Origin of the sequence: Cohnella thailandensis (assembly GCF_014212135.1) — a bacterium.
Classification (GTDB): domain Bacteria; phylum Bacillota; class Bacilli; order Paenibacillales; family Paenibacillaceae; genus Cohnella; species Cohnella thailandensis.
The window spans coordinates 647,365-670,891 of sequence record NZ_JACJVQ010000005.1 but is presented as its reverse complement, the minus strand read 5'-3'; the positions used below and the strand labels follow the sequence as shown (position 1 = coordinate 670,891).

Here is a 23,527-nt window from a genome sequence, read left to right as displayed (position 1 = left end):
GCTTCGTCCGCTTCGCCCGCGGCGTCCAGCGCGGCGCGGACCGCGGCATCGAGCGCGGCGGCTGCCTCGCGGGCCGCCTCGAACGCGGCGCTCGCTTGCTTCAGCCGCTCGTCCAGGCGGCTCGCCTCGGCGGCCAGCTCCCGCTGGCGCAGCGCTTCCGCGTGCAGCAGCTGGACCGCGAGCAGCGTGTCTCCGCCGGCCGCGGCGGGAGGAGGGCAGGCGGCGAACAGCTCGGCCGCCGCCGCTTCGAACGCCTCTTCGCCGCCAAGCAGCTGCGCGGCTCTCTCCTGCGCCCGCGCCCGCTGCCGGTACGCCTGCAGCGCCTGCTCCGCAAGCTGGAACAGCTCCGGCAGCAGCTCGGGCGGCAGCGCTAGGCTCAGCTTCCGTTCCTCGAGCCAAGCCGTCCAGCGGGTCCTCTCCGTCTCGTAGCGCAGCCGATCGGCGTCGCGTTCACGCTCCAGCCGCTCTCTCTCCCGCCGAAGGCTTGCTAGATGGCGCTCCCTCTCTTGCACGGCCTCTTGCTCCCGTTCCTCCAGCTCCAATTGGCCGACCCGCTCCTGTACGGCCATTCGCATCGCCTGCCAAGAAGCATCGTCCGGCGCCGCCGCCAACCCGTCCGCGCGGACGAACAGGGCAGCAGCAGCCGCTTCGAACCGAAGCTCGCTCTCCCGAGACTTCAACTGCGCCTCCGACAGCGTTCTCCTTGCTTCCGCGCTTGCCTCCGAGCTTGTCTCCGGGGCTTCTGGCCGGGCGATCGGGCGGGAAGCCCCCTTAGGCCAAGCTGCGTACACGGCGAACGCGGCCAAGCCCGCGCCCAGCAAATAATAGCCGGCCGCTTCCCCTGCCGGTTTCCCGGCCGCGAGCGGAAGCCCGACGGCCGCCGCCGCCAGCGCGATCGCCGCCGCGCTCAGCCACGGCCTGATTCCGCCGCGGCCTCGCTTCTCCGTCTCCGTTCTCCTGCCTCCCTGGCGGCTTAATCCGCCCGTTCGGGACGGAAGCGTCTCCTCCCCGAACTTCCCTTCCTCGCCGGAAGCGGACAGACCGGAGACGGCCTCCCGGGCCAGCTTCCTCTCCCATTCGGCCCGTTCCCAAGCGCGCCTGGCATCCTCCAGCTCGTTCCAAGCGGCGAGCAGCTCCTTCTTCGTCCTCGGAAGCAGCTCCAAGACCGTGGACGACTCGAGCTGCCGCTCCATGGACCGGCTCGCGGGCTCCCGCATCTCTTCCAGCCGAAGCGCGATCTGCCTGTCGAGCCTTCCGAGCTCGTCCATCGTCTTCTCGAGCTTGCGTTCCGCTTCCTCCATCCCGGCTTGCAGCCGCCGCGCCCGCTCCCGCTCCGGAAGGGAAGCGAACGCCTGAAGATCGGCCTCCCGCCAATCCGCGGACAGCCTGCCGAGCATCGAGGCGATGCTCTCGTCCAGCAGCCGAATATCGGCGGCCAGCTCGGCCCGCTCTTCCCTTCTCGCGGCGACGGACTCTCTGCGCGCTTCGAGCGCCTCCAGCTCCGGCAGGCGCCGGACAAGCTCCTCTTGCCAGCTTAAGCCCTGCCGCTCGGCATCGAGCCGTTCCTTCTCGTCGGCCGCGCCTTGCAACCTCGACCGTTCGGCCGCGCGGTTCGAGACAAGCGACTCCCATTTGACCTCCGCGTGCTCCGGAAGAGGATCCGCCTCCGGGTTCGGCAGTTCCCGGGCCAGCTCCGCTTCCTCCATCCGAAGCGCTTCGATCCGCAGCCAATCCTCTCTCGCGGCCGCCGCGCTCTGGGCGGCGGCCAATTCCCGCTGTCTCGCGGGCAGTCGCTCCTCCGCTTGGCTCAGCTCGCGCTCGATAGCCTTCAGCTCCATGACCGCCTCGTTATAGGGCCCGATCCCCTTGCGGCTCTGCCGGAGCGCGGCTTCCGCTTCCTTGAGCTCTTCGAGCAGCTTGTTCAGCTCCGGGAGCTCTCCCTTCGGCTTATAAAGCTTCTCCATCTCGGAGGAGATCGTCTTGATGGCCGAAGCAAGAGAAGCCCCGCCCGCCATGCCCGCGTGATAGAGATAATTGCCTGCCTCTTCCCCTTGCAGGGCGCGAAGCTCGTGAAGCTCGTCCAGCGTTACCGCGAACAACTGCCGGAACAGCTTCTCGGATATGCCGCCGAGCCAGAGCCTCTCCAGCTCGGCCTGCGTGAGCGGCCTCTCGATTCCGTCGGGATCCCGAAGCGAGACCGCCTGGCCGCCGCGGCGATTCGGCACGTCTCCGTACCGTTCGAGAACGTAGTCCCGCTCCCCGTCCGACAGCAGAAGCCGGCCGCCGTGCCGCCCTCCGTAAATCGGCTCGCCGCGTTCGACGGGCTGTCCCCGATTCGCGAAGCCGTAGAGCATGCTGCGGATAAAGCGGTGAAGCGAGCTTTTGCCGGCTTCGTTAGGCCCCGCGATGACGGTGAGCGGGGCGTCTACCGAGACGTTCACCCCTTGCAGGGCGGCGAAGCCGTCGATCTGCAGCTCCCTTATTCGCATGTGCTCCCTCCTCCCGTCGATCCTTCTACGTACCGCGCTACTCTTTTTCTCTCAACAACGATGCCGCAAGCTGAGCCGCTTGCCCGATCAGCAGCGACCGCCGCTCGTCATCAAGCGAAGCCTTCCATTCCCTCAGCTTGGAATGGCGAAGGGCCGGCGCGAGCGCCTCGTCCAGCAGCCGCTGCCCCTGAAGGCTGTCCCGCTCCGCCGCTTCGGCCTGTCTGAGCAGCTCCGCCAGAAAGCCGTCTCCTTCCGCGGGATCGGCTCCTATAATCGCGGGCCGGGTTCGAATCTCCAGGCTGTCCAGCCAAACCCAACGATCCCGCTCGTCCGGCGAGCCGTACCATTCCCTTAGGGATTCCAGCCATTCGGCGACGATCGTCTCGCTTTGCAAGCCGTCGTGCATGACGCCTTCCCCTTCCAGGCGAAGGCGCAGCACGGCCGGGCGTTCTCCCGCCTCCCGAGCCGCTTCGCTCATCGCCAGCTCCAGGCGGCTCTTCAGCTCCTGCTCGCTCTCGATGCCTTCGATGGACACCTGCTTCTCCATCCAGACGACGTCCGCCGTATCGCGGAATTCAAGCGAGACGTCTCCGGTCTCGGACACGCGTACGAGGTAAGCCCCCTTCGGTCCGGTCTCCTTGAGGCTCCGGCCCTGAATGTTGCCCGGATAGACGACATGAGGGAATTCGCGCAGCACCCTGCGATGGTGGACGTGCCCGAGAGCCCAGTAATGGAACCCTTTCTCCGACAGCTCCGCGAGGCGGCAAGGCGCGTAGTTGTCGTGCGCCGCATCTCCGTCCACGTTCGCGTGCAGCACGGCCAAGTGAAAAGGAGCTCCCGGGATCGGCTCGAAGCCGGATGCGAGATTGTCCCGAACCGCCGCCTCCGGATACGAGATTCCGTACACATGGGCAATGAGCTCGCCGTTCCGGTTATGGACAGGCCGATGCTCCACGCGGCTCGAACCGAAGACGACGACCTCTTCCGGATAATCCAGCTTCGCCTGCCAGCCGTTCTCCGGGTCGTGGTTGCCGTGAACGATAAACGTCCGAATGCCGTCCTCCGCAAGCTCCGCGAGCAGCTTCTGCATGCGGAACTGGGCGCGCAGCGAACGATCCGCGGCGTCATAGAGATCGCCGGAGAGCACGACAAAATCGACCTTCTCCCGCCGGGCGAGAAGCGCCAGCTTCTCGAACGACGCGAAGGTCGATTCCTTGAGTCTCTCCCGGACGGCTTTATGCACGCGAGCCAGTCCGCGGAAAGGGCTATCCAGATGTAAATCGGCCGCGTGAAGGAAGGTGAACGGGACCGCCACTTACGCTTCCTCCTTGCCCGGCTCTTCCTCAAGCAGCGTCTCTTCGGCGGCGGCAAGCTCGTTAGCCCCGAGCTCGATATATACCTTCTTGAGCTCCGAGATGACCCGATTCAAGGAATAGCTCTTCTTCGCCTTGTTCCAGGCGGCGCGAGCCAATTCGTAACGGTAATGCGGATCCAGGATAAGCGACTCGAGCGCTTCCGCAAGCGCGGCCGGGTCTTCGGCGGGAACGAGCAGGCCGTTGACTCCGTTCTCGATCTGCTCCGGGATCCCGCCGACGTCCGTGCCTACCAGAGACAGCAAGCATAGCGCGGCTTCCGCGAACACGGAACCGAAGGACTCCGCCCGCGAAGGAAGCACGAACACGTCGAAGAACGGCATCAGCTCTTCCGGATGCAACATATATCCGTAGAAAATCGTATTCTCATAGATGCCAAGCTCCTGAGCCATCGCTTCCAGTTCCTCGCGGATCGGACCGTCTCCGATAATGTGCAGCACGAACTTGTGTCCGCGCTTCTGCACCTCGGCGCACGCCTTCAGCAGCAGGTCGATCCCTTTCGCCGGAACGAGGCGGCAGATCGTGACGAGCTGCGTCACTTCGTTCTCGTGGGAGATCGGCTTGAAGCGCTTCTCGTCGTACCCGTTCGGAATGACCCCGACCGCTTCGGGAGCTTGAAGATAGGAGGACAAATATTTCGAGAAAGAATGGGACACGGTCAGCAGCCGATCCGTCTTCCTCTCCAGTTCGCCGTAGATCGAGGTCAGGAATCGGTGCTCCGGGCCTCCCTCTTTGATTTTCCCGTTGAGAAGAAGCTCGCGCTCGTAGCTCGAGTGGATCGTCATCACGACGGGCACGTCCGGATAAATTCTCTTCATCGCAAGCGCGGCGACCGGATGGTGCGCGTGAATGAGGTCGTATTTGTTGTCCTTCAGGCGGAGCTTCGTCCACCAGATGTAGTCTTTAAGCGTCTGAATATATTTATCGACGATGGCGTTTCCGCCGTAAGGCTGCCAGTCGAAGGTCTCGAATTCGATCGGCTCCGCGCCTTTGTTGCGAATTCGTTTGGGCAGGGAGAACAGCTCCATCTCCCAGCCAAGCTTGCGGAATCGTTCCCTGATGTAAGGAACCATGGAAGAGACTCCTCCAGGTTGCTCCGGGGGGAAGAATAACGCCTGCAGCACGTTCATGGCGACTCCTCCTATTATCCTACTTTCTAGGACTATCTTAAATATGATATATTAGAACATATGTTTCTGTAAAGAAATGCGAGGAGGCTCTATGAAGCTAACATCGGACCTGCCTATCACTCTTAGCCAGCTTCCTTCCTTCACTTCGGGAATCGTCGTCATCCTGCTCGGCTTGATGCTTTTCATGGCTTTCCGGCTTTACGTTCACAATCGGCGGGTTACCTACCGGAAGCTTATTCTATCGCTCGGTCTGTGCTTCCTTCAGCAGCTTCTGGAGCTCGGACTTAATTTCAATATCCTTCCGAACAATTCCGCGATGACTTTCTCGAGCAATACGCTGTACGTGCTCAGCTTCATCATTTTGAATTTCGCTATATTCGAACTGTATCATAAACCGAGGCCGCGCACACGCGCTTGGTACTACTCGTTAATCGGAATTTGCCTGGCGATTTCGATCAGCGCCGTATTCACGAATACGACGAGCATTCAGAACATCTGGGAAGAGCAAAACCTGTTCTCTCCCGTGCTGGACGTGTTCATGCTCGCGCTGAGTCCGCTGTTCGCGCTCATGTTCGCTCCCCATATCGGGCAGCCGAGAAGATACATGATGACGCTGATGGTCTCCTTCTCCCTGCAGGTGTTCGTTCTCCTCGGGCACTTCCAGAAGGAGGATACTGCATTTTATGATACGATGCGTTCTCTTTTGCCGATCGTCTACTATGTATTATTTTTTATGCTGCTGTTCGAACGGGTCGTCGAGCTGCTCTCCACCGCCTACCGCTCCTCGATCACGGACGGGCTGACGAACTTGTACAACCGCCGGTTCTTCACCGGACAGATGGAACGGGCGATCCGCTCGGGAACGACCGTCGGAGCGATCTTCTGCGATATCGACAACTTCAAGAAGCTCAACGACACGCAGGGGCATCATCAAGCCGACATCGTCCTCAAGCAAGCCGCGCAGATCCTGATGGAGGAGACCGACGGCGTCGGCCTGGCCGGACGCTACGGAGGCGAGGAGCTGGTCGCTTTCGTCTCCAGCAGCCGGACGACGGCCGCGCAGGTCGCCGAGAAGATCCGCGCCCGCATCGAGAAGGAGACGATCGTCACGGTCAGCGTCGGCTACTGCGTCGGAACGAAGGGAACGACCGCCGAGAAGCTGATGAAGATGGCGGACGAAGCAATGTACCATTCCAAGAAATCCGGCAAAAACCGGGTGACGGACCATTCGGCATTGATGCATACGAGCGTAATATGAGAGGTTCGCCGTTCGTTCGGAAGCTTGGCTTCCGGGCGGACGGTTTTTTTCGTTGGCGGAAGGTTGCAAAAATCGGCGGCGCGGAGCATCGGCGATTTGACCGCAGGGATAACGCATGGGAGTTGATGGTTACTCTATAGGAAAGACGGTCAACCCACCAACTCTTAGGAGAAGATCCCCGTGCCGCATCAGAAGTTCCAGTCGTCGAATATCAAACCGCGCTATTCCAAAGGGAAGATCTCCGTCTTCGGGATTAACTCGGTGTACCCCCGCCCCCCTTGGATCGCGGCTTGGTGGGCGGCTTCTTTTCCGGGGTTCGGGCACATGTATATTGGGAAGTACCTGCACGGCTTCGTGCTGATCGTCTGGGAGCTGGTAGTCAACAACATGGCCAATTTGAACATGGGCATCGCTTTATCCTTCCATGGCAAATTCGAAGAGGCGAAGGCTCAACTGAACCAGGACTGGGCGCTGCTATACGTGGCCGTGTACGTCTATAGCATATGGGATAGCTACCGCTGCGCGGTCGAAATCAATAAAAATCACATACTGGCCGAAATCGAAGACGCGCCCGTCGCGCCTTCGGATGTCAGTTTTTTCGATATTATCACGCTTGACAAGAAACATCCTTGGGTGGGAATGGTCTGGTCCTTATTGTCGCCTGGCTTGGGGCAGTTATATAGCGGCAGCACGATTGTCGGCACCTTTATCTTGGCTTGGTGGATTTACGTTTGCCATAAGGCCGTTGCCGTACGAACCTGGCTTTATTCGTTCCTCGGAGACTTTAGCGGCGCATCGGCGGCCGTGGACTGGCAGTGGTTCCTCTTTATTCCTTCCATTTATGCGTTTGCGATTTACCACGCCTATTCGTCGGTTAACGAGAACAACATTTTATTCGATATCGAACAGATACGGAACCTTAGAGTGAGGGCGGAAAACTTGGAGCAATTAAATCCGATCGACAGCGGTAACGTACATCTCATTGCCACCTTCGAGCATTCTCCCTTCTTGGACATGGCGATCCATGATATGGAGAAGTTAGGCGTGCCGGCTCGGAATATCGTCGCGCTGCCTTTGGAGAACCTTGATTCCAAGCCCCATGTCATCGACTCCATCCATCGGGTCGACGGCAGAAGCATCGTGGACGGGGCCATGATGGGGGGATCGATCTGTGCGGTTCTGGGCGCCATCTACGGCTTCGTGCTGTACTGGGGACCTATCATTTGGGGATTGGTCGGTTTAGCGGGCGGTATCGTCTTGGGACTGATCATCGAAATAGCGCTTAATAAAAAGAAATTGAAACTTTTTGCCGGTCAAAAAAGCGAGGTGATTCTAGAAGTCGCTTGCGATGCCTCCCTGCAGAACCAGCTGATTAAAATTCTGAAATCGCGAAAAGCGCTGGGTTTCGCGTTGATGCCCAAGCCTTGATATCTTCTCCCCGCGTTATTTCCTCCCGCCATCCGCCTCGTGTATACTGGTAAGCATTATTGCTATTACCGGAGGAGATCGACCGCATGACATCGTTGCCGGCAGCCTACGTCGAACGAATTCGGCAGCAGCTCGGGGGAGAAGCCGACGCTTTCCTGCGAAGCTGCGATTCGCCGAGAACGTACGGCTTGCGAATGAACCCGCTGAAATCAGCCAACGCGCCAGAAGCTCTGCCAGCCCTTCTATCAACCCTTCAAACCGAGTTCCGCCTCAAGCCCGTGCCGTGGTGCCCGGAGGGCTATTACTACGAGGAAAGCGCGCGTCCGGGGAAGCATCCCTTCCACCAAGCCGGGCTGTACTATATCCAAGAGCCTTCCGCCATGATCGCGGCGGAGCTGTTGGATCCGCAGCCCGGAGAGCTTGTGCTCGACCTCGCCGCCGCGCCCGGCGGCAAGACAACCCAGATCGCCGGCAAGCTGGCCGGCCGGGGATTGCTCGTCGCCAACGAGATTCACGCGGGACGAGCCAGGATTCTGGCCGAGAACGTGGAGCGGATGGGCATCCGCAACGCTATCGTGACGAACGCCGCGCCGGACGAGCTGTCCTCGCGGTGGCCGGAGGCGTTCGACCGGATCATGCTCGATGCCCCATGCTCGGGAGAGGGGATGTTCCGCAAGGACGAAGGAGCCGTGACGGAATGGTCGCCGGAAGCGGTGGACGTCTGCTCCGCCCGCCAGCGCTCGATTCTTCCCGATGCGGCGAGAATGCTGAAGCCGGGAGGAAGGCTCGTCTATTCGACCTGCACGTTCAATCGCGAGGAGAACGAGGAGACGGTCTCCTGGTTCTTAAAGGAGTTCCCCGAGTTCGTTCTTCTTAAGGAGGAGCGGATGTGGCCGCATCGAATCGAAGGCGAAGGCCACTATGCCGCGGTGCTGGAGAAGCGCGCGATCGGCGACGCCGACGGCGTCGGCGTCCGATCGATTCTCGCGCACCAAGCGGAGCACGCACAGCACGCACAGCTGGAGACAAGCCGAACCAAGTCTTCCGCCCGCCCTGCCAAAGGACGCCGGGGCGACTCTGCCGCCGGACCACAAGCGGCGCTTGGCCTTTATCTGGAATTCGCGAAGGAGGCGCTGCCCGGCTTCGAGCTGCCGACGGAAGGCGAGCCCCTCCTGTTCGGCGACGCTCTTTACTGGCTGCCGGTTCCTCCCGGCAGCCCGTTAACGAGCCGAACGCTTGCCGGCCTTCGGACGCCGAGACCGGGCTTGCACCTGGGCGACGTGCTCAAGGGACGATTCGAGCCGGGCCACGCCCTGGCGCTGGCGGCCGGCGCCGGCGAAGCCGCGAGAAGCTTCGACTTCGCTCCGGACAGCCCGCAGATCGCCGCTTATCTAAGGGGAGAGAGCCTCCCGGCGCCGGATCCGGCCGCCAAAGGCTGGGGACTTCTGACGACCGCCGGCCTTCCGCTCGGCTGGTTCAAGGCCAGCGACGGCCAGCTCAAGAACCGCCTTCCCAAGGGGCTGCGGGTCCCGTAAGCTTTGCTCTGTAACCCGATAATGTCGGGTTACAGCTATCTAAAGAACTTGTTCTTGGTCTGTAACCCGATAACGTCGGGTTACAGCTATCCGAGGGGCTTGTTCTCGAGCTGTAACCCGATAACGTCGGGTTACAGCTATCCGAGGGGCTTGTTCTCGAGCTGTAACCCGATAATGTCGGGTTACAGCTATCCGAGGGGCTTGTTCTCAGGCTGTAACCCGATAATGTCGGGTTACAGCTATCTTATTCGAGTCTGGAGAAGCCTACGCAGGGAATCCAAACCGCGCCATCCGGCCAACTAGGCGAATGGCTCAAAATCAAATGCCATGGGATAAATGTCCAATCCGATACGCGAATTTCTCATAGTATAGGGTAGACCGAATGACGGGACATTACATCCAAGCTAAGCTAGAACCCGTTTCGGCAACCTACAACACATTTCTTGAAGGAGGAATTTGCATGTCCGGTGTTGTCGGCGGCTACTATGCATCCGCGGCTTTCGTATTGGTCCTGTTCATCCTGCTTGTCATCATTCTGAAAGCCGGCTATTAAGTTCTCCGAACTCTTCCGGCCGATATAAGCGATCCGCTTATATCCCCGGGTACGGAGTCGAAGTTGATCCGCGCATAACCCCGTGCCCACGGAAAAGGCTGTCCTCTAAGCTAAGCTTAAGGGCAGCCTTTTTCCTCCTTTATCCGAGCAGCCTCTCCAGCACGACCGCGACTCCGTCCTCGTTGTTGGATACCGTCACCTCGTCCGCCGCTTCCTTCACCGCGTCCGGGGAGTTCGCGACCGCCACGCCGTGACCGGCGAAGGTCAGCATTCCGATGTCGTTGTAATAATTGCCGATGGCCAGAATCCGCTCCCGCGGCACCCCGCGAAGCTTCGCGAGGCTCTCCAGCGCCGTTCCCTTCGAAGCCGTCAGGGGCTGGACGTCCATAAAGAAATCGCCGCTCCTCACCGTCTGCAGCTCGTGAGTCCACTTCGCCCAGTCCTTTTCCAGCTCGTCCAGTTGTTCCTTCAATGCGAAAATCGAAATCTTGAGCGTGCCTTCCGGCATTCCCGACTCGCGCGCGTCGCGGATAATCGGATCGACGAAGATCCGCTTGTACACCGCCGCCATCGTCTCGTCCAAGCTCTCGACGTACAGCTCGAAGGCCGTATTCATGTCAAAATGGTACCCGCGCTCGCGGCAATAATCGAGATAACGTTCTACCGCGGCGGACGGGATGACGGACTGATGCAGAACCTGTCTCGTCATGCTGTCCACGACGCAAGCGCCGTTATGGGTGATGACCGTGCCCGATAGCCCCAGCTGCTCGAGCATGGGAAGCGTGCTCGTCGTTCCTCTTCCCGTGCACAGCACGATCTCCGCCCCTCTCTCCGCCGCGGCCCTTACCGCCGAGCGAACCCGGGGCCTTAACTCGTGATGATCGTCGATCAGCGTACCGTCTACGTCCAGCGCGATGATGCCATAGTTCATGATTCGGTGATCTCCTTCCGGTATTCCCGCAGCGCGGTCACTTCTTCTTCCGTCAATTCGCGCCATTCCCCGACGGCTAACCCTTCGTCAAGGGGAAGCGGTCCCATCGCCACGCGGCGCAGGTAGAGCACCTTCTTGCCGACGGCCTCGAACATCCGCTTGACTTGGTGGTACTTCCCCTCTCGAATCGTCAGCTCGATCCAGCTCAGCGGGCTCTCTGCCGCGATCGCTTCCTTAAGCTCCGGCCCCCTTAACGCGGGTACTTTACCCATTCGGTCCGCGACCTTCGGCACGTCGGGATGGTCCGGCAGCGCCCCGTTCGTTCCGAGCGCGACAATGCTCAGCTCGGCGGGCAGCGTTCGATAGCCGTCGTCCAGCGTAACCCCCTCGCGGAAAAGAGCAACGTCGGATTCGCCGACTTCCCCTTCCACCAGAGCCCGGTACGTCTTCGGCACGTGTTTGCGCGGAGAGAGAAGCTCATGCGAGAGCTTGCCGTCGTTCGTGAGAAGGAGCAGCCCCTCGGTATCCTTGTCCAAACGGCCGACGGGGAACGGGGCGAACACGTTCATCTCTTCGTCGAGCAGCTCCAGCACGGTTCGGTCCCGGCGGTCCTCCGTGGCCGATACGTAGCCTGCCGGCTTGTTCAGAAGCACGTACACGGTATCCCGGTATACGATCTTCTCCCCGTCCAGGTACACCTCGTCCGCCTCCGGATCGATCTGCATGCCGGGGTCCTTCGCCCTGGCTCCGTTAACGGAGATCGCGCCCTGCTTGACGAGAACCTTAATGCCGCTTCTCGTTCCGTAGCCTAGGTTGCCTAGCATTTTATCCAAACGGATCGTTTTTTTCATCCTGTCACCCGATTCCCTTCCAGCCTCATATCCATCTCCACCCGGGGAGCAGCTCGTTCTTCAAGATCGTCCCGTCCCAACGGCCCCAGCCGGCCGGGAACCCGTCGATGCACACGAGAGTCCAGCCTCGGCCCGCCGCGGGCTCGCCGTCCGGTCCCACGATTCGATCCGGCTCCGGCTGGAGCGTCTCGCCCTTCATGTACTTAAGCGCCTCGTCCTCGCCGCTCCGAAGCCGCAGGGAACGGGAAGCCTCCTCCATTCGCAGCCCCATGGCGAGCGCTTGGGAAGGCTCGAACCGGTGCTTGGTCGCGGAGCCGAGCAGGAGGCCGGGGCGCACCCAATTCAATCGTCCCAGCTCCGGCAGCGCGTCCGGCTGAAGGTACAGCTGTTCGCCGCGCGCTCGGAGCATCCCTTCCGGACGCCAGCCGGGCAGGGTCTCCCGCGCGAAGGCGAGGAGCTTCTCCCGCGGATCCTCGTCGGCCGCGGATGCGCTCTTCGAAGGCGTTTTGCCGCGAGGCGGCTCGCCGCGGCCCGGCGTCCTTTTGCCGCCAGGAGACGACTTGAGCGGCTTCTTGCCCGCCCCTGGCTGTCCGATCAGCAGCGGAAACTCCCACTCTTCGCCGGCCTTGCGTACCGCAGCCGGCTCCGCCGCCTCTCCCTCGGAACGCCGAACGAGCAGCGCCGCGTAATGCCCTTCCCCGCGGGCCCGATGCGGCCAGACGCGGACGGTTCCCGCCAGCGAAGCGATCCGCTCCTCGTCCAATCCGAATCTCTCCTCCACGGCCAGCCAATCGGGCCGGCCGGGAGCCAGTCCCCATTCGGCCGGGGCTTGGACCGGCACGACCTTAAACTCCGGATTCTCGCTCAGGAAGCGCGCGATGGAGGCCTCGTTCTCCGCCGGCGAGAACGTGCAGGTGGAATAGAGCAGCTTGCCGCCCGGAGCGACCAGCTTGGCGGCTTCCCGCAGAATGTCCTTCTGCATCAGGGAGCACCGCTCCACCGAATGCTTCTCCCACTCCCGGATCATGTCCTCGTCCTTGCGGAACATTCCTTCGCCGGAGCACGGGGCGTCGACCAGCACCCGGTCGAAGAAGCCGCCGAACGCGGCGGCGAGCGCGGCCGGCTCCTCGTTCGTCACGAGCGCGTTCGTCGTCCCCGCCCTCTCCACGTTCTTCGCGAGCGCCTTCGTTCGTTCCGCCGCATTGTCGTTCGTCACCAGCAAGCCCCGCCCTTGAAGCTTCGCGGCAAGCTGCGTGGACTTGCCTCCCGGAGCCGCGCACAGGTCCAACACCCGGTGTCCGGGCCGTACGTCGAGGAGCTCGGCGGGAAGCATCGCGCTCGGCTCCTGGACGTAGTACAAGCCCAAATAATAGTGAAGGTGCTTGCCCGGGCGATCCTGCTCGTCCGTATAGACGCCGCCTTGCGCCCAAGGGATTCTTTGCAGCCGCTCTAGGCCGCCGAACGCCCCTTCCCCGGACGGACGGAACCGGGCTTCGTATTCCTCCAATCCGATCTTCAACCCGTTCAAGCGAAGTCCCGACGTCCGGGGCTGGGAATACGTCGCGAAGAAAGCGGCCGATTCTTCTCCCAGCAGCGATCTCATCGTGTTCTCGAATTTCTCCGGAAGCCGCATTCGCTCCGTTTGCCTCCTCGCAGGCGCTGCCTGATGGTCTGCCTTACATTCTAACACAGAAGCAACCGAAGCCCTATCGGCTCCGGTTGCTCCTTCTTTCTGAACGTCGATTCTCGCCTCGCTCGCGGCATCATCCCTATTGCCGCTATTCGGAGGTGCCCTTCCTCGCGCGCTGAAGGGCTTCCTGAACCTCTCCGGACAGCTCGGCCAGCCCCCACATGTCCTCCTGCTCCCACAGCTCGTTGAAGCGAAGCTGGAATTGCGCCGCCTCGCGGACCCGGCGGAAGAAATACAGCCCTTGAATGTCGTTGAGCACCTTGCGGACGATGCCGCTCTTGCCCTCGAAATCCTGCTGGGCGTCCACGATCTCCTGGCGGATCTTGGACATCTCCTCGTCGAGCTTAGACGCTGCCTCGGCCGCCTTGAACAGGCGTTCCTTCACGTCCTCGGGAAGCTTCTCTTTGTATTTATAATTAAGAGAGTGCTCGATCGTAGCCCAGAAGTTCATCGCGAGAGTCCTTATCTGAATCTCGGCGAGAACCGGCATCGAACCGATCGAGGTCTGAATCGGATATTCGACGATGATATGATAGCTGCGATAGCCGCTTTCCTTGTAGTGGGTAATGTAATCCTTCTCGTAGACGACCTTCATGTCCTTGCGCATGCGCACCAGATCGGCGACCCGATGGATATCCTCGACGAATTGGCACATGATCCGGATTCCCGCGATATCCTCGATTCCCGTCTCGATCTGGTCGAGCGGCACGTTCAGCCGTTTGGCTTTCTCCAGAATGCTCGAGATCTTCTTGACTCTTCCGGTCACGAATTCGATCGGAGCGTATTCGTCACGAGCCTTGAGCTCGGTTCGGAGACCCTTGTATTTAATCTTAAGCTCCTCTACCGCCTGCTGGTAAGGTAGCAAAAATTTGTTCCAATCCCTGCCGTCCATGCCGATTGCTCCTTTCCGCTCCGCAACCTTCCCGCCTTCCAAGCCCGCTCGCGGGGCCTGGATCGCTTGCTTCGTTCTCTTGGCCTACTTGCGATGATCGGCTCCGACCGCCTGAACGATGCGATCGTAGCCGTCCTTCCTCATCAGCTCGCGCAGTCCCGTCGCGATCTCCTTGATCACGCCCGGCCCCTTGTAGATCATCGACGTGTAGACTTCGACGAGGCTCGCTCCCGCTCGGATTTTATCATAAGCATCCTGAGCGGTGAAGATTCCTCCGGAGCCGATAATAGGCAGCTTCCCGTCCGTCAAAGCGTACAGCGAGCGAATGATCTCGGTCGAACGCCCGGTAAGCGGACGTCCGCTCAGGCCGCCGGTCTCCTTGGCGTTCGGATGCGTAAGGCCGTCGCGTCCGATCGTCGTATTCGTGGCGATAATGCCGGACATTCCGCTCGCCCGAATCGCCTCCGCCATGTAGGCGAGCTGCGTCTCGTCGTTGTCCGGGGCGATCTTGACCAGGATCGGCTTCGGCTTGCCGCCTCGGGCGGCGGCCTGAATCCGCATCTCGTCTTGGACCGCGTCAAGCAGCAGGCGAAGCTCGTCTCCGTGCTGAAGCTTGCGCAGGTCCGGCGTGTTCGGGGAGCTGATGTTAACCACGAAGAAATCCCCGTGCGGATAGAGCAGCTTCACGCATTCCCGGTAATCGTCCGCGGCGTTCTCGTTCGGCGTGACCTTGTTCTTGCCGATGTTCACCGCGATCGGAATACGTCTACGCTTCGTCTTGGCGAGCCTGGCCGCCATCGCTTCCGCGCCGTCGTTGTTGAAGCCCATCCTATTGACCAGAGCCTCGTCGGGCGGAAGGCGGAACAAGCGGGGCAGCTCGTTGCCCGGCTGCCCCTTCGGCGTAACCGTTCCTACCTCCATGAAGGAGAGTCCGATTCGCGAGAAGCCGTCTACGGCCTTCGCATTCTTGTCCAAACCGGCGGCAAGTCCGACCGGATGCGAGAAGCTCAAGCCGAACAGGTCGACGGCCAGCTCCTCCCGTTCGCGGACTCCCCACACGGCCGATAATAGGGAAGGAACTCCCGGAATCCGGGCCGCCGATCCAAGGCCGTCCACGACGAGATGGTGAGCCGACTCGGCATCCATTTTGAAGAACAAGGGTTTAACCAATTTGTACATGAGAACGTCGAACATCCTTTCCGTCACGGCACGTCGCCAAAGCGTCCTGCGCGTTCTTCCGCAAAAACCTTTCGGGTATCAGTTTAGCCTTTTCTTCCCGAAAAGAAAAGGGAGCAACAACCATTCCGGTCCGCCAGACGTCTGGCTTTTTGACCGGCAACCGTTTACAATGAGAGCAAGCCATCTTCTATATCATTCGGAAAGGTTGATAGCCGTGAGCCACGCCAAAAAAAAGCCGCCCGTCCTTCAACAAAAGAAACCACAAGAAGAAGGGAACAAGCGGGCTTTGATATGGATAGGCGCCGCCGTCGCCGTCGTGTTCGTCGCCGTGGCGGTCCTGTTGATCGTGGATATTTAATCCTTACGGAGTGAGGCCGCGAGGAAGCGGCTCAACCAAGCCACTCGTACTTCTTATCGGGGTTTGTCTCGTTCTGCGCCGGCTCCAGATGGAATCTCTCCGTCGGCACCCGCAGCTCCCGAGGCAAACCCTTTGCTATGATCGTCACTTTCGTCCCCAGCGAGACCAGATCGTACAGCTCCTCCAGATCTTCCTTGTTCATCCGGATGCACCCCTTGGATTCATCCTTCCCGATGCTGTCCGGCTCGTCCGTGCCGTGAATGGCATACAGCGTATCCGACAACGTCATCCCGCGGCTTCCGAAGGGGCCGGTAGAGCTTCCGTTCGGATCGCGCACCTTCTCCGTAATGACGAACTGCCCTTCCGGCGTTCTCCCGGCGCCGAGCCCGATCTCGTAATTGCGCAGCAGCACGTTGCCGCTCACGACGGCAAGGCGGTGATTGGCCTTGTCCACGATGATCTCGAGAGGACGGTCCGACAGAGCCGCCAGCTTCCCGGCCGGCTTGCCGCTCCCCGCTTCGGGGCCGCTCGATTCCGGCCAGCCCGCGGCCGAAGGCAGCTTCCCGTCGACCTTGGTCAGCTCCTCGTTCAGCTCCTCGAACCAGGCGGTCATCTCCTCGTTCCAGCCCGACATGGAGTTGTTCGGATAAGCGGCCGCCAACTGCTCCGCCGACTTCGGCCAATTCCCCGTGCGGGCCTTATATTGATTGATGGCCGACCGGAGCACAAGCTTGCCTTCCTGAAGCGGCTTCCATTCCGCGATCGCTTGCCTCGCGTCCGCGTTATCCTGCCCTTGGCCCGGCTGGCAGGGACACCAGCCCGAATCGAACCAGTTCACCGCCGCTTCCCCCTTCGAGGAGGCGGTCTGCACCTCGGCGAGCGGCAGCCCGCTCTTCTGCCAATCCGTCCACTTGCCCGCCAGAAGCGGCGATTGGACAAGCAAGGAGGAGGACGGCGCTTCCGTCTTCAACAGCAGACTCCCGAGCGTAGGCGGGCCGTCCAACTGCGGGTCCGCCGCCCCGGCCACGTAGGCCAGCCCTTCGTCCGTCTGGCTTCCTGCCCCTCCGGAAGGAGGCTTGGACGTTGCCGGTTTGCCCTTCGTCGTTCCCTGCGGCGCCGTTTCGGACGCCGCTCCCGCGCTTGGAGAGGGAACGGGCTTATCCGCAGGGGCCAGCGCGTCTCCGCCGGCCAGCACGCTTCCCAGCCCGGTCAGCAGCAGCAGCGCCGCCGCGACGACAAGACCGCGAATCCGTTTCTTCCTCTTAGGAGGTGCCGGCGTCGGAAGGTTCAGCAGAGGATTCGCTTTCGATTCGAACGCCTCGTACACCGAGCCCGCCTGCGCGTAGCAGTAATTCGCCTTGCCTTCTTCTCCCTTGGCCGCGTATTGCTTCCCGAGCAAATACCACGCCATCTGATTATTCTCGTGTTTAAGCAGATAATCCTTCATGGGCAGAGAATCGCCCAGCTCCGGACTCCGCTCGTAGAACTCGTCGATTAGCTTCTCCAGCCGATCATCCTGACTCACGCCTCTGCTCCTTCCGGCTTTTGCACGATGTGCTCCTGACACCTATATCGGTCCGAAGCGCCGGAAATTATAGCGGAGATCTACCTATTCGAATATAGGCCTTTAAGAGGATGCCCTGAGTCTCGTTCCCTCTGCCAAGCCTTTGACTTCATAGATCCGAATCGGCAACGACTTGCCCTTGAACATCTTCTCTCCCGCGTCCTCGTAGTCGAAATGCTCCTTCGTCTTCTCGTACACGGCTTCCGATACCATGATTTGCCCCGGCTTCGTCGAGGACTCGATCCGGGCCGCGATGTTGACGTTGTCCCCTATCGCGGTATAGTCCACGCGCAGATAAGAACCGATATTGCCCACGACGACATTGCCGGTGTTGATCCCGATCCCCACGTTGACCTCGCAGCCGTATTTCTCTTCGATCTGCGCCCGGATCACGTTCATTCCCTGCTGGATCTCGTAAGCGGTCTTCACCGCCAGACGCTCATGCTCCTCCACGTCGAGCGGAGCGTTGAACAGGATCATCGCGGCGTCGCCGATGAACTTGTCGATCGTTCCCCGGTTGTTCAGCGTCGTCTGCGTGATCATGTTGAACATCGTGTTCAAGGTGTCGACCAGCTCCGGTGGAGTCAACTTCTCGGACAGCGGAGTGAAGCCGCGGATATCGAGGAACAGCACCGTGATGTTCTTCGAATTGCCTCCGAGCTCGATATCCATATCCTTGGAGACGATCTCCTTGACGAGGTCGGGAGAGATATAGCGGCCGAACTGCCGGGTGACGAAGCTCTTCTGCGAGCTCTCGAGGTACGACTTGAGAGAGACGTTCAAGAGATAGGCGAGCGTCATCGCCAGAACGGCATAGACGACGTTCGCGTGGATCTGCTCCGACTCGTACAGAAGCCGTTGACCGCAGAGAACGCCGGCGAGCGCGATCAGGAAGAGGACGATCGAGTAAACGTTCTTTAAGCGCCACGGAACGAGAATGAACGAGCCGAAGAGCAGCAGCGTAAGGATCAGCGTCGCCCAATCCGGAACGTAGGACACTTCCGTGCCGTTCAGAAGCTGGTTGATGATGTTGGCATGTACGTAAACCAAGCTCATATGCTTGCTGATCGGCGTTGCCCCGGTATCCTGCCCGCTATCGTCGGAGAGTCCCACGGCCGTGAACCCGACGAGCACGATAGAGTCCTTGAACAAGGACGGATCGATGTCCCCGTTCAGCACCCGGCTGAACGGCACCGTGGTGAGGTCTTCGGGAACGATCTGATAGTCGATCGTGATCGTATTTTTGGCGACCGCTTTATCGTCGAAGCGCTTGCCCGGATCGGTCAAGGCGTCATACTTCGACAAGTCCGCTCCTGCCATCTGCGCGGCCATATAGCCCAGAGAGGGAATAACCTGCCCGTCTTCCGAGGCGATCTTGAGCCACGTCTGGCGAATGATGCTATCCGTGCTGACGACCCGGTTGATATTGGCCAGACGGGCGTTCTCGGCGAACGCGGGGATCGGCCCTTGGATGGCTACCGCTTGGGGGTATTCGTCCGGATGCAAGGTCATGACGCTGTTGAAGTCGCCTTCCGTTACTCCGACGACCGGCAGGATCACGTTATCGTAGGCCGCCAGCGCTTCGGCGAAGGCCGCGTCGCTGTCCGGGTCGGATTCCTCGTTGAAGACGATATCGAAGCCGATCGCCTTCGGCTCGTAGCCCGGCTGGTTCACCATATCGAGAAAAGGAGCGTATACCGCGCGATCCCAAGGGAACCGGCCCAGCTCCTGCAGCGATTCGTCGTCGATGGCGACGACGACGATGTCGTTCGCCCGGTGATCCGCCGTCCGTTTCATTTCGCTGTCGAAAATTACGTTATCTATCGTCTGCAATGCCCTTAGCTGGTAAACGACGAATACGGCGAACAGAAAGACGATATTGAGGACGATCGCGATTCGTTTGATTTTTTCTCTCAATGATTTTCCCACCCTATGAGATCTTGGCAATCCGTTCCTATTATAGCGTAAGAACATAGAGAATTGCGGAAAATTGTCGGCTGCTCGGACGCAACAAAAAACCTCCCCGAGGCTTTGAAGGCCTAAGGGAGGTTCGCTACGCTTCTGCAAGCTTCCTCTGGGAGCCACTTGCGATCCGCTTAGTTATTGAACGGGGAGTCGGCAACTTTGATGGAATCGGTCGGGCATCCGTCGCAAGCATCCTGCAGATCGTCGTACAGGTCTTCCGGAATCTCCGTATTGCCATGATTGCCGTCGCCTTGGAAGATAACTTCGGCCAAGCCCTCGTCGTCGTAATCGTAGATGTCGGGAGCCGTCGCGCCGCAAGCTCCGCATGCGATGCAAGTATCCTTATCCACGTAAGTAAATTTAGCCATTGCAGATCCTCCTTAACAACTCGGTTCGAACAAAAGTACGTAAAAATGAGTACTCCTGTTGTCCAATATAATATAAAAAAACGAATTGATCAAACGAATTTGAAGATTGTACCAAGCCGAATTCGCGCTTAATCCCCGTTATCGCCGAGCGGATCCTTTTCCCTCAGAAAATCGGTCTGCAGCGACGTACCGCGAAGCTTCTTGTTGCGGATGAGAGAGGACGGATCGTCGGTCAGCATGCCCGCCGTGAGAACGGCGGATTCCCCGTACTTGTCCCTTAAACGGTCCATTACCTTATTCAGCTCCTCCTTGCGCGGAGCTTCCTCGTAGCTGAACAGATCAAGCTGTACGGGAGTCTCCTTCTTCTCCGACAGCCCTTGGAGAGTAATGCCGAGCAGGCGGACCGGATCCCCGTTCTTCCAATGCCGATCCATTAGCCGGCATGCCACGCGGTAGACGTCGTCGGTCGATTCCGTCGGCGCGTCCAAAGTTGTCGCCCGGGTAATCGTCTTCATGTCCGGATTGCGGATCGTGATCGAGACGGTCGTGCAGAGCATGCCATGCCTTCTCAACCGCCGGGTCGTCTGGTCCGCCAGGTTGAGCAGCACGTGCCGATACTGCTCCGCCTCGGTCAGGTCCGCCGGCAGCGTCGTCGTATGGCCGATCGACTTCGCCGCTTCCCTCACCGGCTCGACCGGCGATTCGTCGATTCCGTTCGCCGCTCTCTTCATCCACTCCCCGTAGACCCCGAACTTATCGAGAAGCAGCTTCGCGTCCGCGTTAGCCAATTGCCCGATGGTTCGAATGTTCATCCGTGTTAGCTTCTCCGCCGTCTTCTTGCCTATACCGAACAAAGTCTGGCACGGTTTGTCCCAGAGCAGCGAGGGAACGTCCCTGCGCCTCAGAACGGTTATCGCATCGGGCTTGCGCATGTCCGACGCCATCTTGGCGAGCAGCTTGTTCGGCGCTACCCCGATCGAGCAAGGAAGGTTCAGCTCCTCTCGAACTCGTCTCTGGATCGCGTTCGCGATCTCCAGCGGCTCTCCGAATTGCCCGCTTCCGGTAATGTCCATATAGCATTCGTCGATCGAGACCGCCTCGACGAGAGGAGTATAGCTGTGGCTGATCCGCAGGAACGCCCGGGAGTACCGCCGGTATAGATCGAAGTCGGGCTGAATCAGCAACAGATCCGGGCAGACGCTCTGCGCCTGCCTGACCGTCATGCCGGTGCGGACGCCGCGGGCCCGGGCTTCGTACGAGCTAGTGACGACGATTCCCTTGCGGAGCTCGACGCTGCCGGCCACGGCAGTCGCCTTACCTTTGTATATGCCGGGCTCCTCCGCCGCGTGCACGGAGCAATAGAAGGCGTTCATGTCCATATGCAAAATGATTCTTCCGCCGCGTCGGGCCTCCATGCGGGCGTTCACCTCCCCCAGGGCGATTGCTGGTATTTATTATACGAACAAATGAGCGCGTCGGGCAAGCGGCGACCCTTCTCCGGCCGCGTATTATCGCTTTTTTTGATGGCCTCGCATTCTCTACTTTTGTATTCAGACATGTTATAATATTCGGTATGGTTCAGTTATAAGGAACTCAGGGTAGGAGGCCTCACGTACTTCATGACCACTTCAATCAGCATCTTCGACACCACTCTCCGGGACGGCACTCAAGGAGAAGGGATCAGTCTCACCGCGGAAGACAAACTCAAGATCGCTCTGAAGCTTGATGCGCTGGGCGTTCATTATATCGAAGGCGGGAACCCCGGAAGCAACAGCAAGGATATCGAATTTTTCAAACGCGCCCGGGAGATGAATTTGAACGCCAAGCTGACGGCTTTCGGAAGCACGCGGCGCAAGAACAGCATCTGCGAGCAGGACATCAATCTGAAGCACCTGATCGATTCGAAGGCGATGGCGGCGACCCTCGTGGGCAAATCATGGGACTTCCACGTGCACACCGCCCTTCAGACGACGCTGGAAGAGAATCTGGCGATGATCTACGAATCGATCGCCTACTTGAAGAGACACGACATGGAAGCGATATTCGATTCCGAGCATTTCTTCGACGGATACAAGGCGAACCCGGAGTACGCGCTCTCCGCGCTGGCCAAGGCCAAGGAAGCCGGAGCCGATTGGATCGTGCTGTGCGATACGAACGGAGGCACGCTTCCGACCGAGATTCACGAGATCGTCTCGAGGGTGTGCGCCGTTATCGACGCCCCGATCGGCATTCACACGCATAACGACTGCGAGCTGGCCGTCGCGAATACGCTTGCGGCGATCAATGCCGGCGCCCGCCAAGTGCAAGGCACGATCAACGGTTACGGCGAGCGTTGCGGCAATGCGAATCTGTGCTCGATCATTCCTACCCTGCAATTGAAGATGAATTACAGCTGCGTCAGCGACGAACAGTTAAAGTCCTTGACCAGCGTCTCCCGTTACGTAAGCGAGATCGCCAATATGATTCAACCGGTGAACCAGCCTTACGTCGGCAACGCGGCGTTCGCGCATAAGGGCGGCATTCACGTATCCGCCATCCTGAAGGATTCCAAGACGTACGAGCACATCGCTCCGGAGCTCGTCGGCAACAAGCAGCGCGTGCTCGTGTCCGAGCTGGCGGGCCAAAGCAATATCCTCTCCAAGGCCCAGGAGCTGGGTCTCGACGTGAACGTGATCTCCGGTTCCCGCGAGATCATCGACCGAATCAAGGAGCTGGAGCATCAGGGCTACCAGTTCGAAGGAGCGGACGCTTCCCTGGAGCTGCTGCTTCGCGACGCCTTCGGCAACGAAGAAAGTGCCTTCACGATCGAATCGTTCAAGATCCTGTGCGAGAAGTCGGAAGCCAACATGGTCACCGAAGCGATCGTCCGCGTTCGGGTGAACGGGCAACAGGTGTATACGATCGCGGAGGGCAACGGCCCGGTCAATGCCCTCGACAACGCGCTTCGCAAGGCTCTCGTTCAATTCTATCCGAGCATCGCGAACGTTCATCTTACCGATTATAAGGTCCGCGTTCTTGACGATAAGGATGCGACCGCCGCGAAGGTCCGCGTTCTGATCGAATCGTCCGACTTCAAAGACACCTGGAGCACGGTCGGCGTCTCCTCCAACGTGATCGAAGCGAGCTGGGAAGCTCTTCTGGACAGCATCCGTTACGCCCTCCTCGGCAAGAAGAGCTCCTATTCGATGGAGCAATTGCCGGAATCGGTCGGCTTGAGCAACCACTGAATCCATAACAAAGGCGCCGCCAGGACCCTCCCTGGCGACGCCTTCGTTATTCGTCTATGCCTTGAGCAAACCGTCAAGCATCGTCTCCCACTTCTCGAGAGGCTGAATGCCTTCGATCCGCTCGCGAACGACCCCGTCCTTGTCCACGATGAAGCTGATCGGATAGGAGAACACTTTGTAATCGTCCCCGACCTTGCCGTCTTCGTCCAGCATGACCGGGAATTCGATCTCCTTCTCCTTCACGAAGTCCTTCGCTCCGCGCACGGTATCGTACTTGGTCGCGTTCACCGCGTACAAGTCCACTTTATCTCCGTATTTCTCGTAGATCTTCTGCAGATCGGGCGCTTCCATGTCGCAAGGTCCGCACCAGGATGCCCAGAAGTTGATGATAAGAAGCTTATCCCTCTGTCCGCCGACCTCGTAGGAGATGCTTTTATCTATAGAAGACAATTGAAAGGACGGAGCGAGCGAGCCTTGTACCGGGGCCACCTTCAGCTCCTCCTGAACGGACGAGGTCCCTCCCGCTTGCTGCTCGGTCGTAGCCTGCGCTTCCTGCTTATCGCTTCCCATCCCGTTCCACAGAACGATTCCGATTACGGCAAGGAAAGCCAGAATTAAGATGATCTGATTGCGTTTCATCGCTGTTCCTTCTTTCTCTTCGAGCTCTGTTCCTTATCTTACCCCATTTCCGCGATCCGTTCCATCCCTTGGCCCCGAAAATCGAAATGTTGAATGC

Annotated in this window: 19 protein-coding genes; 6 read left to right on the top strand and 13 right to left on the bottom strand. The window is 59.8% G+C overall.

Going from position 1 to position 23,527, the window contains the following annotated elements; translation table 11 throughout:
• From H7B67_RS07890 to H7B67_RS07880, 3 genes are all read right to left on the bottom strand, one after another.
• On the bottom strand, positions 1-2,489 hold a 2,489-nt coding region (locus H7B67_RS07890; RefSeq protein WP_185119221.1), incomplete at its 3' end, for an AAA family ATPase.
• 37 nt (positions 2,490-2,526) lie between these two features.
• Positions 2,527-3,804, bottom strand: coding sequence for a metallophosphoesterase (locus H7B67_RS07885; protein ID WP_185119220.1), 1,278 nt, complete (start codon positions 3,802-3,804; stop codon positions 2,527-2,529).
• Entirely contained in the window at positions 3,805-4,992 is a 1,188-nt protein-coding gene (locus H7B67_RS07880; protein ID WP_185119219.1) for a glycosyltransferase family 4 protein, read from the bottom strand. It abuts the gene before it with no gap.
• Between the two features lie 91 nt (positions 4,993-5,083).
• Between H7B67_RS07880 and H7B67_RS07875 the strand changes: the two genes are divergently transcribed.
• The 4 genes from H7B67_RS07875 (at position 5,084) to H7B67_RS07860 (ending at position 9,766) form a co-directional block, all read left to right on the top strand.
• Positions 5,084-6,250, top strand: coding sequence for a GGDEF domain-containing protein (locus H7B67_RS07875; protein ID WP_185119218.1), 1,167 nt, complete (start codon positions 5,084-5,086; stop codon positions 6,248-6,250).
• Between the two features lie 180 nt (positions 6,251-6,430).
• Positions 6,431-7,678, top strand: coding sequence for a hypothetical protein (locus tag H7B67_RS07870; protein ID WP_185119217.1), 1,248 nt, complete (start codon positions 6,431-6,433; stop codon positions 7,676-7,678).
• An 86-nt stretch (positions 7,679-7,764) separates the two neighbouring features.
• Entirely contained in the window at positions 7,765-9,213 is a 1,449-nt protein-coding gene (locus H7B67_RS07865) for an RsmB/NOP family class I SAM-dependent RNA methyltransferase (protein WP_185119216.1), read from the top strand.
• A 460-nt stretch (positions 9,214-9,673) separates the two neighbouring features.
• A complete protein-coding gene (locus H7B67_RS07860) occupies positions 9,674-9,766 on the top strand; it encodes a sporulation protein YjcZ (protein WP_136368515.1) in 93 nt (30 codons plus the stop codon).
• Positions 9,767-9,905: 139 nt separating this feature from the next.
• Here H7B67_RS07860 and H7B67_RS07855 read toward each other — a convergent pair whose 3' ends face one another.
• The 5 genes from H7B67_RS07855 to H7B67_RS07835 form a co-directional block, all read right to left on the bottom strand.
• On the bottom strand, positions 9,906-10,697 hold the full coding sequence (locus tag H7B67_RS07855) for a Cof-type HAD-IIB family hydrolase (protein WP_185119215.1): 792 nt from the start codon (positions 10,695-10,697) through the stop codon (positions 9,906-9,908).
• Positions 10,694-11,548: a pseudouridine synthase gene (locus tag H7B67_RS07850; protein WP_185119214.1), complete on the bottom strand. Its 855-nt coding sequence runs from the start codon at positions 11,546-11,548 to the stop codon at positions 10,694-10,696. The genes H7B67_RS07855 and H7B67_RS07850 overlap by 4 nt, the downstream gene beginning before the upstream one ends.
• Before the next feature lie 25 nt (positions 11,549-11,573).
• The gene (locus H7B67_RS07845; RefSeq protein WP_185119213.1) at positions 11,574-13,181 is read right to left on the bottom strand and encodes an RsmB/NOP family class I SAM-dependent RNA methyltransferase; all 1,608 of its coding nucleotides are present in this window, start codon (positions 13,179-13,181) and stop codon (positions 11,574-11,576) included.
• A gap of 145 nt (positions 13,182-13,326) precedes the next feature.
• On the bottom strand, positions 13,327-14,130 hold the full coding sequence (gene yjbM / locus H7B67_RS07840) for a GTP diphosphokinase (RefSeq protein ID WP_185119212.1): 804 nt from the start codon (positions 14,128-14,130) through the stop codon (positions 13,327-13,329).
• Positions 14,131-14,214: 84 nt separating this feature from the next.
• The gene (locus H7B67_RS07835) at positions 14,215-15,309 is read right to left on the bottom strand and encodes a quinone-dependent dihydroorotate dehydrogenase (RefSeq protein WP_245363266.1); all 1,095 of its coding nucleotides are present in this window, start codon (positions 15,307-15,309) and stop codon (positions 14,215-14,217) included.
• Here H7B67_RS07835 and H7B67_RS30790 point away from each other — a divergent pair.
• Positions 15,302-15,667: a hypothetical protein gene (locus H7B67_RS30790; RefSeq protein WP_245363265.1), complete on the top strand. Its 366-nt coding sequence runs from the start codon at positions 15,302-15,304 to the stop codon at positions 15,665-15,667. The two genes, H7B67_RS07835 and H7B67_RS30790, sit on opposite strands and share 8 nt — an antisense overlap.
• A gap of 31 nt (positions 15,668-15,698) precedes the next feature.
• Here the strand turns inward: H7B67_RS30790 and H7B67_RS31260 are convergent, their stop codons facing one another.
• The 4 genes from H7B67_RS31260 to H7B67_RS07810 form a co-directional block, all read right to left on the bottom strand.
• Positions 15,699-17,192 carry a L,D-transpeptidase family protein gene (locus tag H7B67_RS31260; protein ID WP_185119211.1) on the bottom strand — a complete coding sequence of 498 codons (1,494 nt, stop codon included), beginning with the start codon at positions 17,190-17,192 and terminating at the stop codon, positions 15,699-15,701.
• Between the two features lie 102 nt (positions 17,193-17,294).
• Positions 17,295-19,148: a CHASE2 domain-containing protein gene (locus tag H7B67_RS07820; RefSeq protein ID WP_185119210.1), complete on the bottom strand. Its 1,854-nt coding sequence runs from the start codon at positions 19,146-19,148 to the stop codon at positions 17,295-17,297.
• Between the two features lie 179 nt (positions 19,149-19,327).
• A complete protein-coding gene (locus H7B67_RS07815; RefSeq protein ID WP_185119209.1) occupies positions 19,328-19,564 on the bottom strand; it encodes a ferredoxin in 237 nt (78 codons plus the stop codon).
• A 128-nt stretch (positions 19,565-19,692) separates the two neighbouring features.
• Positions 19,693-20,979: a DNA polymerase IV gene (locus H7B67_RS07810; RefSeq protein WP_185119208.1), complete on the bottom strand. Its 1,287-nt coding sequence runs from the start codon at positions 20,977-20,979 to the stop codon at positions 19,693-19,695.
• 204 nt (positions 20,980-21,183) lie between these two features.
• On the opposite strand from H7B67_RS07810, the gene cimA reads away from it, so the two are divergent.
• Positions 21,184-22,791: a citramalate synthase gene (cimA, locus tag H7B67_RS07805; RefSeq protein WP_185119207.1), complete on the top strand. Its 1,608-nt coding sequence runs from the start codon at positions 21,184-21,186 to the stop codon at positions 22,789-22,791.
• A gap of 54 nt (positions 22,792-22,845) precedes the next feature.
• Here the strand turns inward: cimA and H7B67_RS07800 are convergent, their stop codons facing one another.
• The gene (locus H7B67_RS07800; RefSeq protein ID WP_185119206.1) at positions 22,846-23,430 is read right to left on the bottom strand and encodes a TlpA family protein disulfide reductase; all 585 of its coding nucleotides are present in this window, start codon (positions 23,428-23,430) and stop codon (positions 22,846-22,848) included.
• Between the last annotated feature and the right edge of the window lie 97 nt (positions 23,431-23,527).

Bases quoted from the DNA above. Each gene is read 5' to 3' on its own strand.
- H7B67_RS07835 (WP_245363266.1), bottom strand. From the start codon at position 15,309: ATGTACAAATTGGTTAAACCCTTGTTCTTCAAAATGGATGCCGAGTCG.
- H7B67_RS07880 (WP_185119219.1), bottom strand. From the start codon at position 4,992: ATGAACGTGCTGCAGGCGTTATTCTTCCCCCCGGAGCAACCTGGAGGA.
- H7B67_RS07800 (WP_185119206.1), bottom strand. From the start codon at position 23,430: ATGAAACGCAATCAGATCATCTTAATTCTGGCTTTCCTTGCCGTAATC.
- H7B67_RS07855 (WP_185119215.1), bottom strand. From the start codon at position 10,697: ATGAACTATGGCATCATCGCGCTGGACGTAGACGGTACGCTGATCGAC.
- cimA (WP_185119207.1), top strand. From the start codon at position 21,184: ATGACCACTTCAATCAGCATCTTCGACACCACTCTCCGGGACGGCACT.
- yjbM (WP_185119212.1), bottom strand. From the start codon at position 14,130: ATGGACGGCAGGGATTGGAACAAATTTTTGCTACCTTACCAGCAGGCG.
- H7B67_RS07860 (WP_136368515.1), top strand. From the start codon at position 9,674: ATGTCCGGTGTTGTCGGCGGCTACTATGCATCCGCGGCTTTCGTATTG.
- H7B67_RS07875 (WP_185119218.1), top strand. From the start codon at position 5,084: ATGAAGCTAACATCGGACCTGCCTATCACTCTTAGCCAGCTTCCTTCC.
- H7B67_RS07815 (WP_185119209.1), bottom strand. From the start codon at position 19,564: ATGGCTAAATTTACTTACGTGGATAAGGATACTTGCATCGCATGCGGA.
- H7B67_RS07810 (WP_185119208.1), bottom strand. From the start codon at position 20,979: ATGGAGGCCCGACGCGGCGGAAGAATCATTTTGCATATGGACATGAAC.
- H7B67_RS07845 (WP_185119213.1), bottom strand. From the start codon at position 13,181: ATGCGGCTTCCGGAGAAATTCGAGAACACGATGAGATCGCTGCTGGGA.
- H7B67_RS07865 (WP_185119216.1), top strand. From the start codon at position 7,765: ATGACATCGTTGCCGGCAGCCTACGTCGAACGAATTCGGCAGCAGCTC.
- H7B67_RS07850 (WP_185119214.1), bottom strand. From the start codon at position 11,548: ATGAAAAAAACGATCCGTTTGGATAAAATGCTAGGCAACCTAGGCTAC.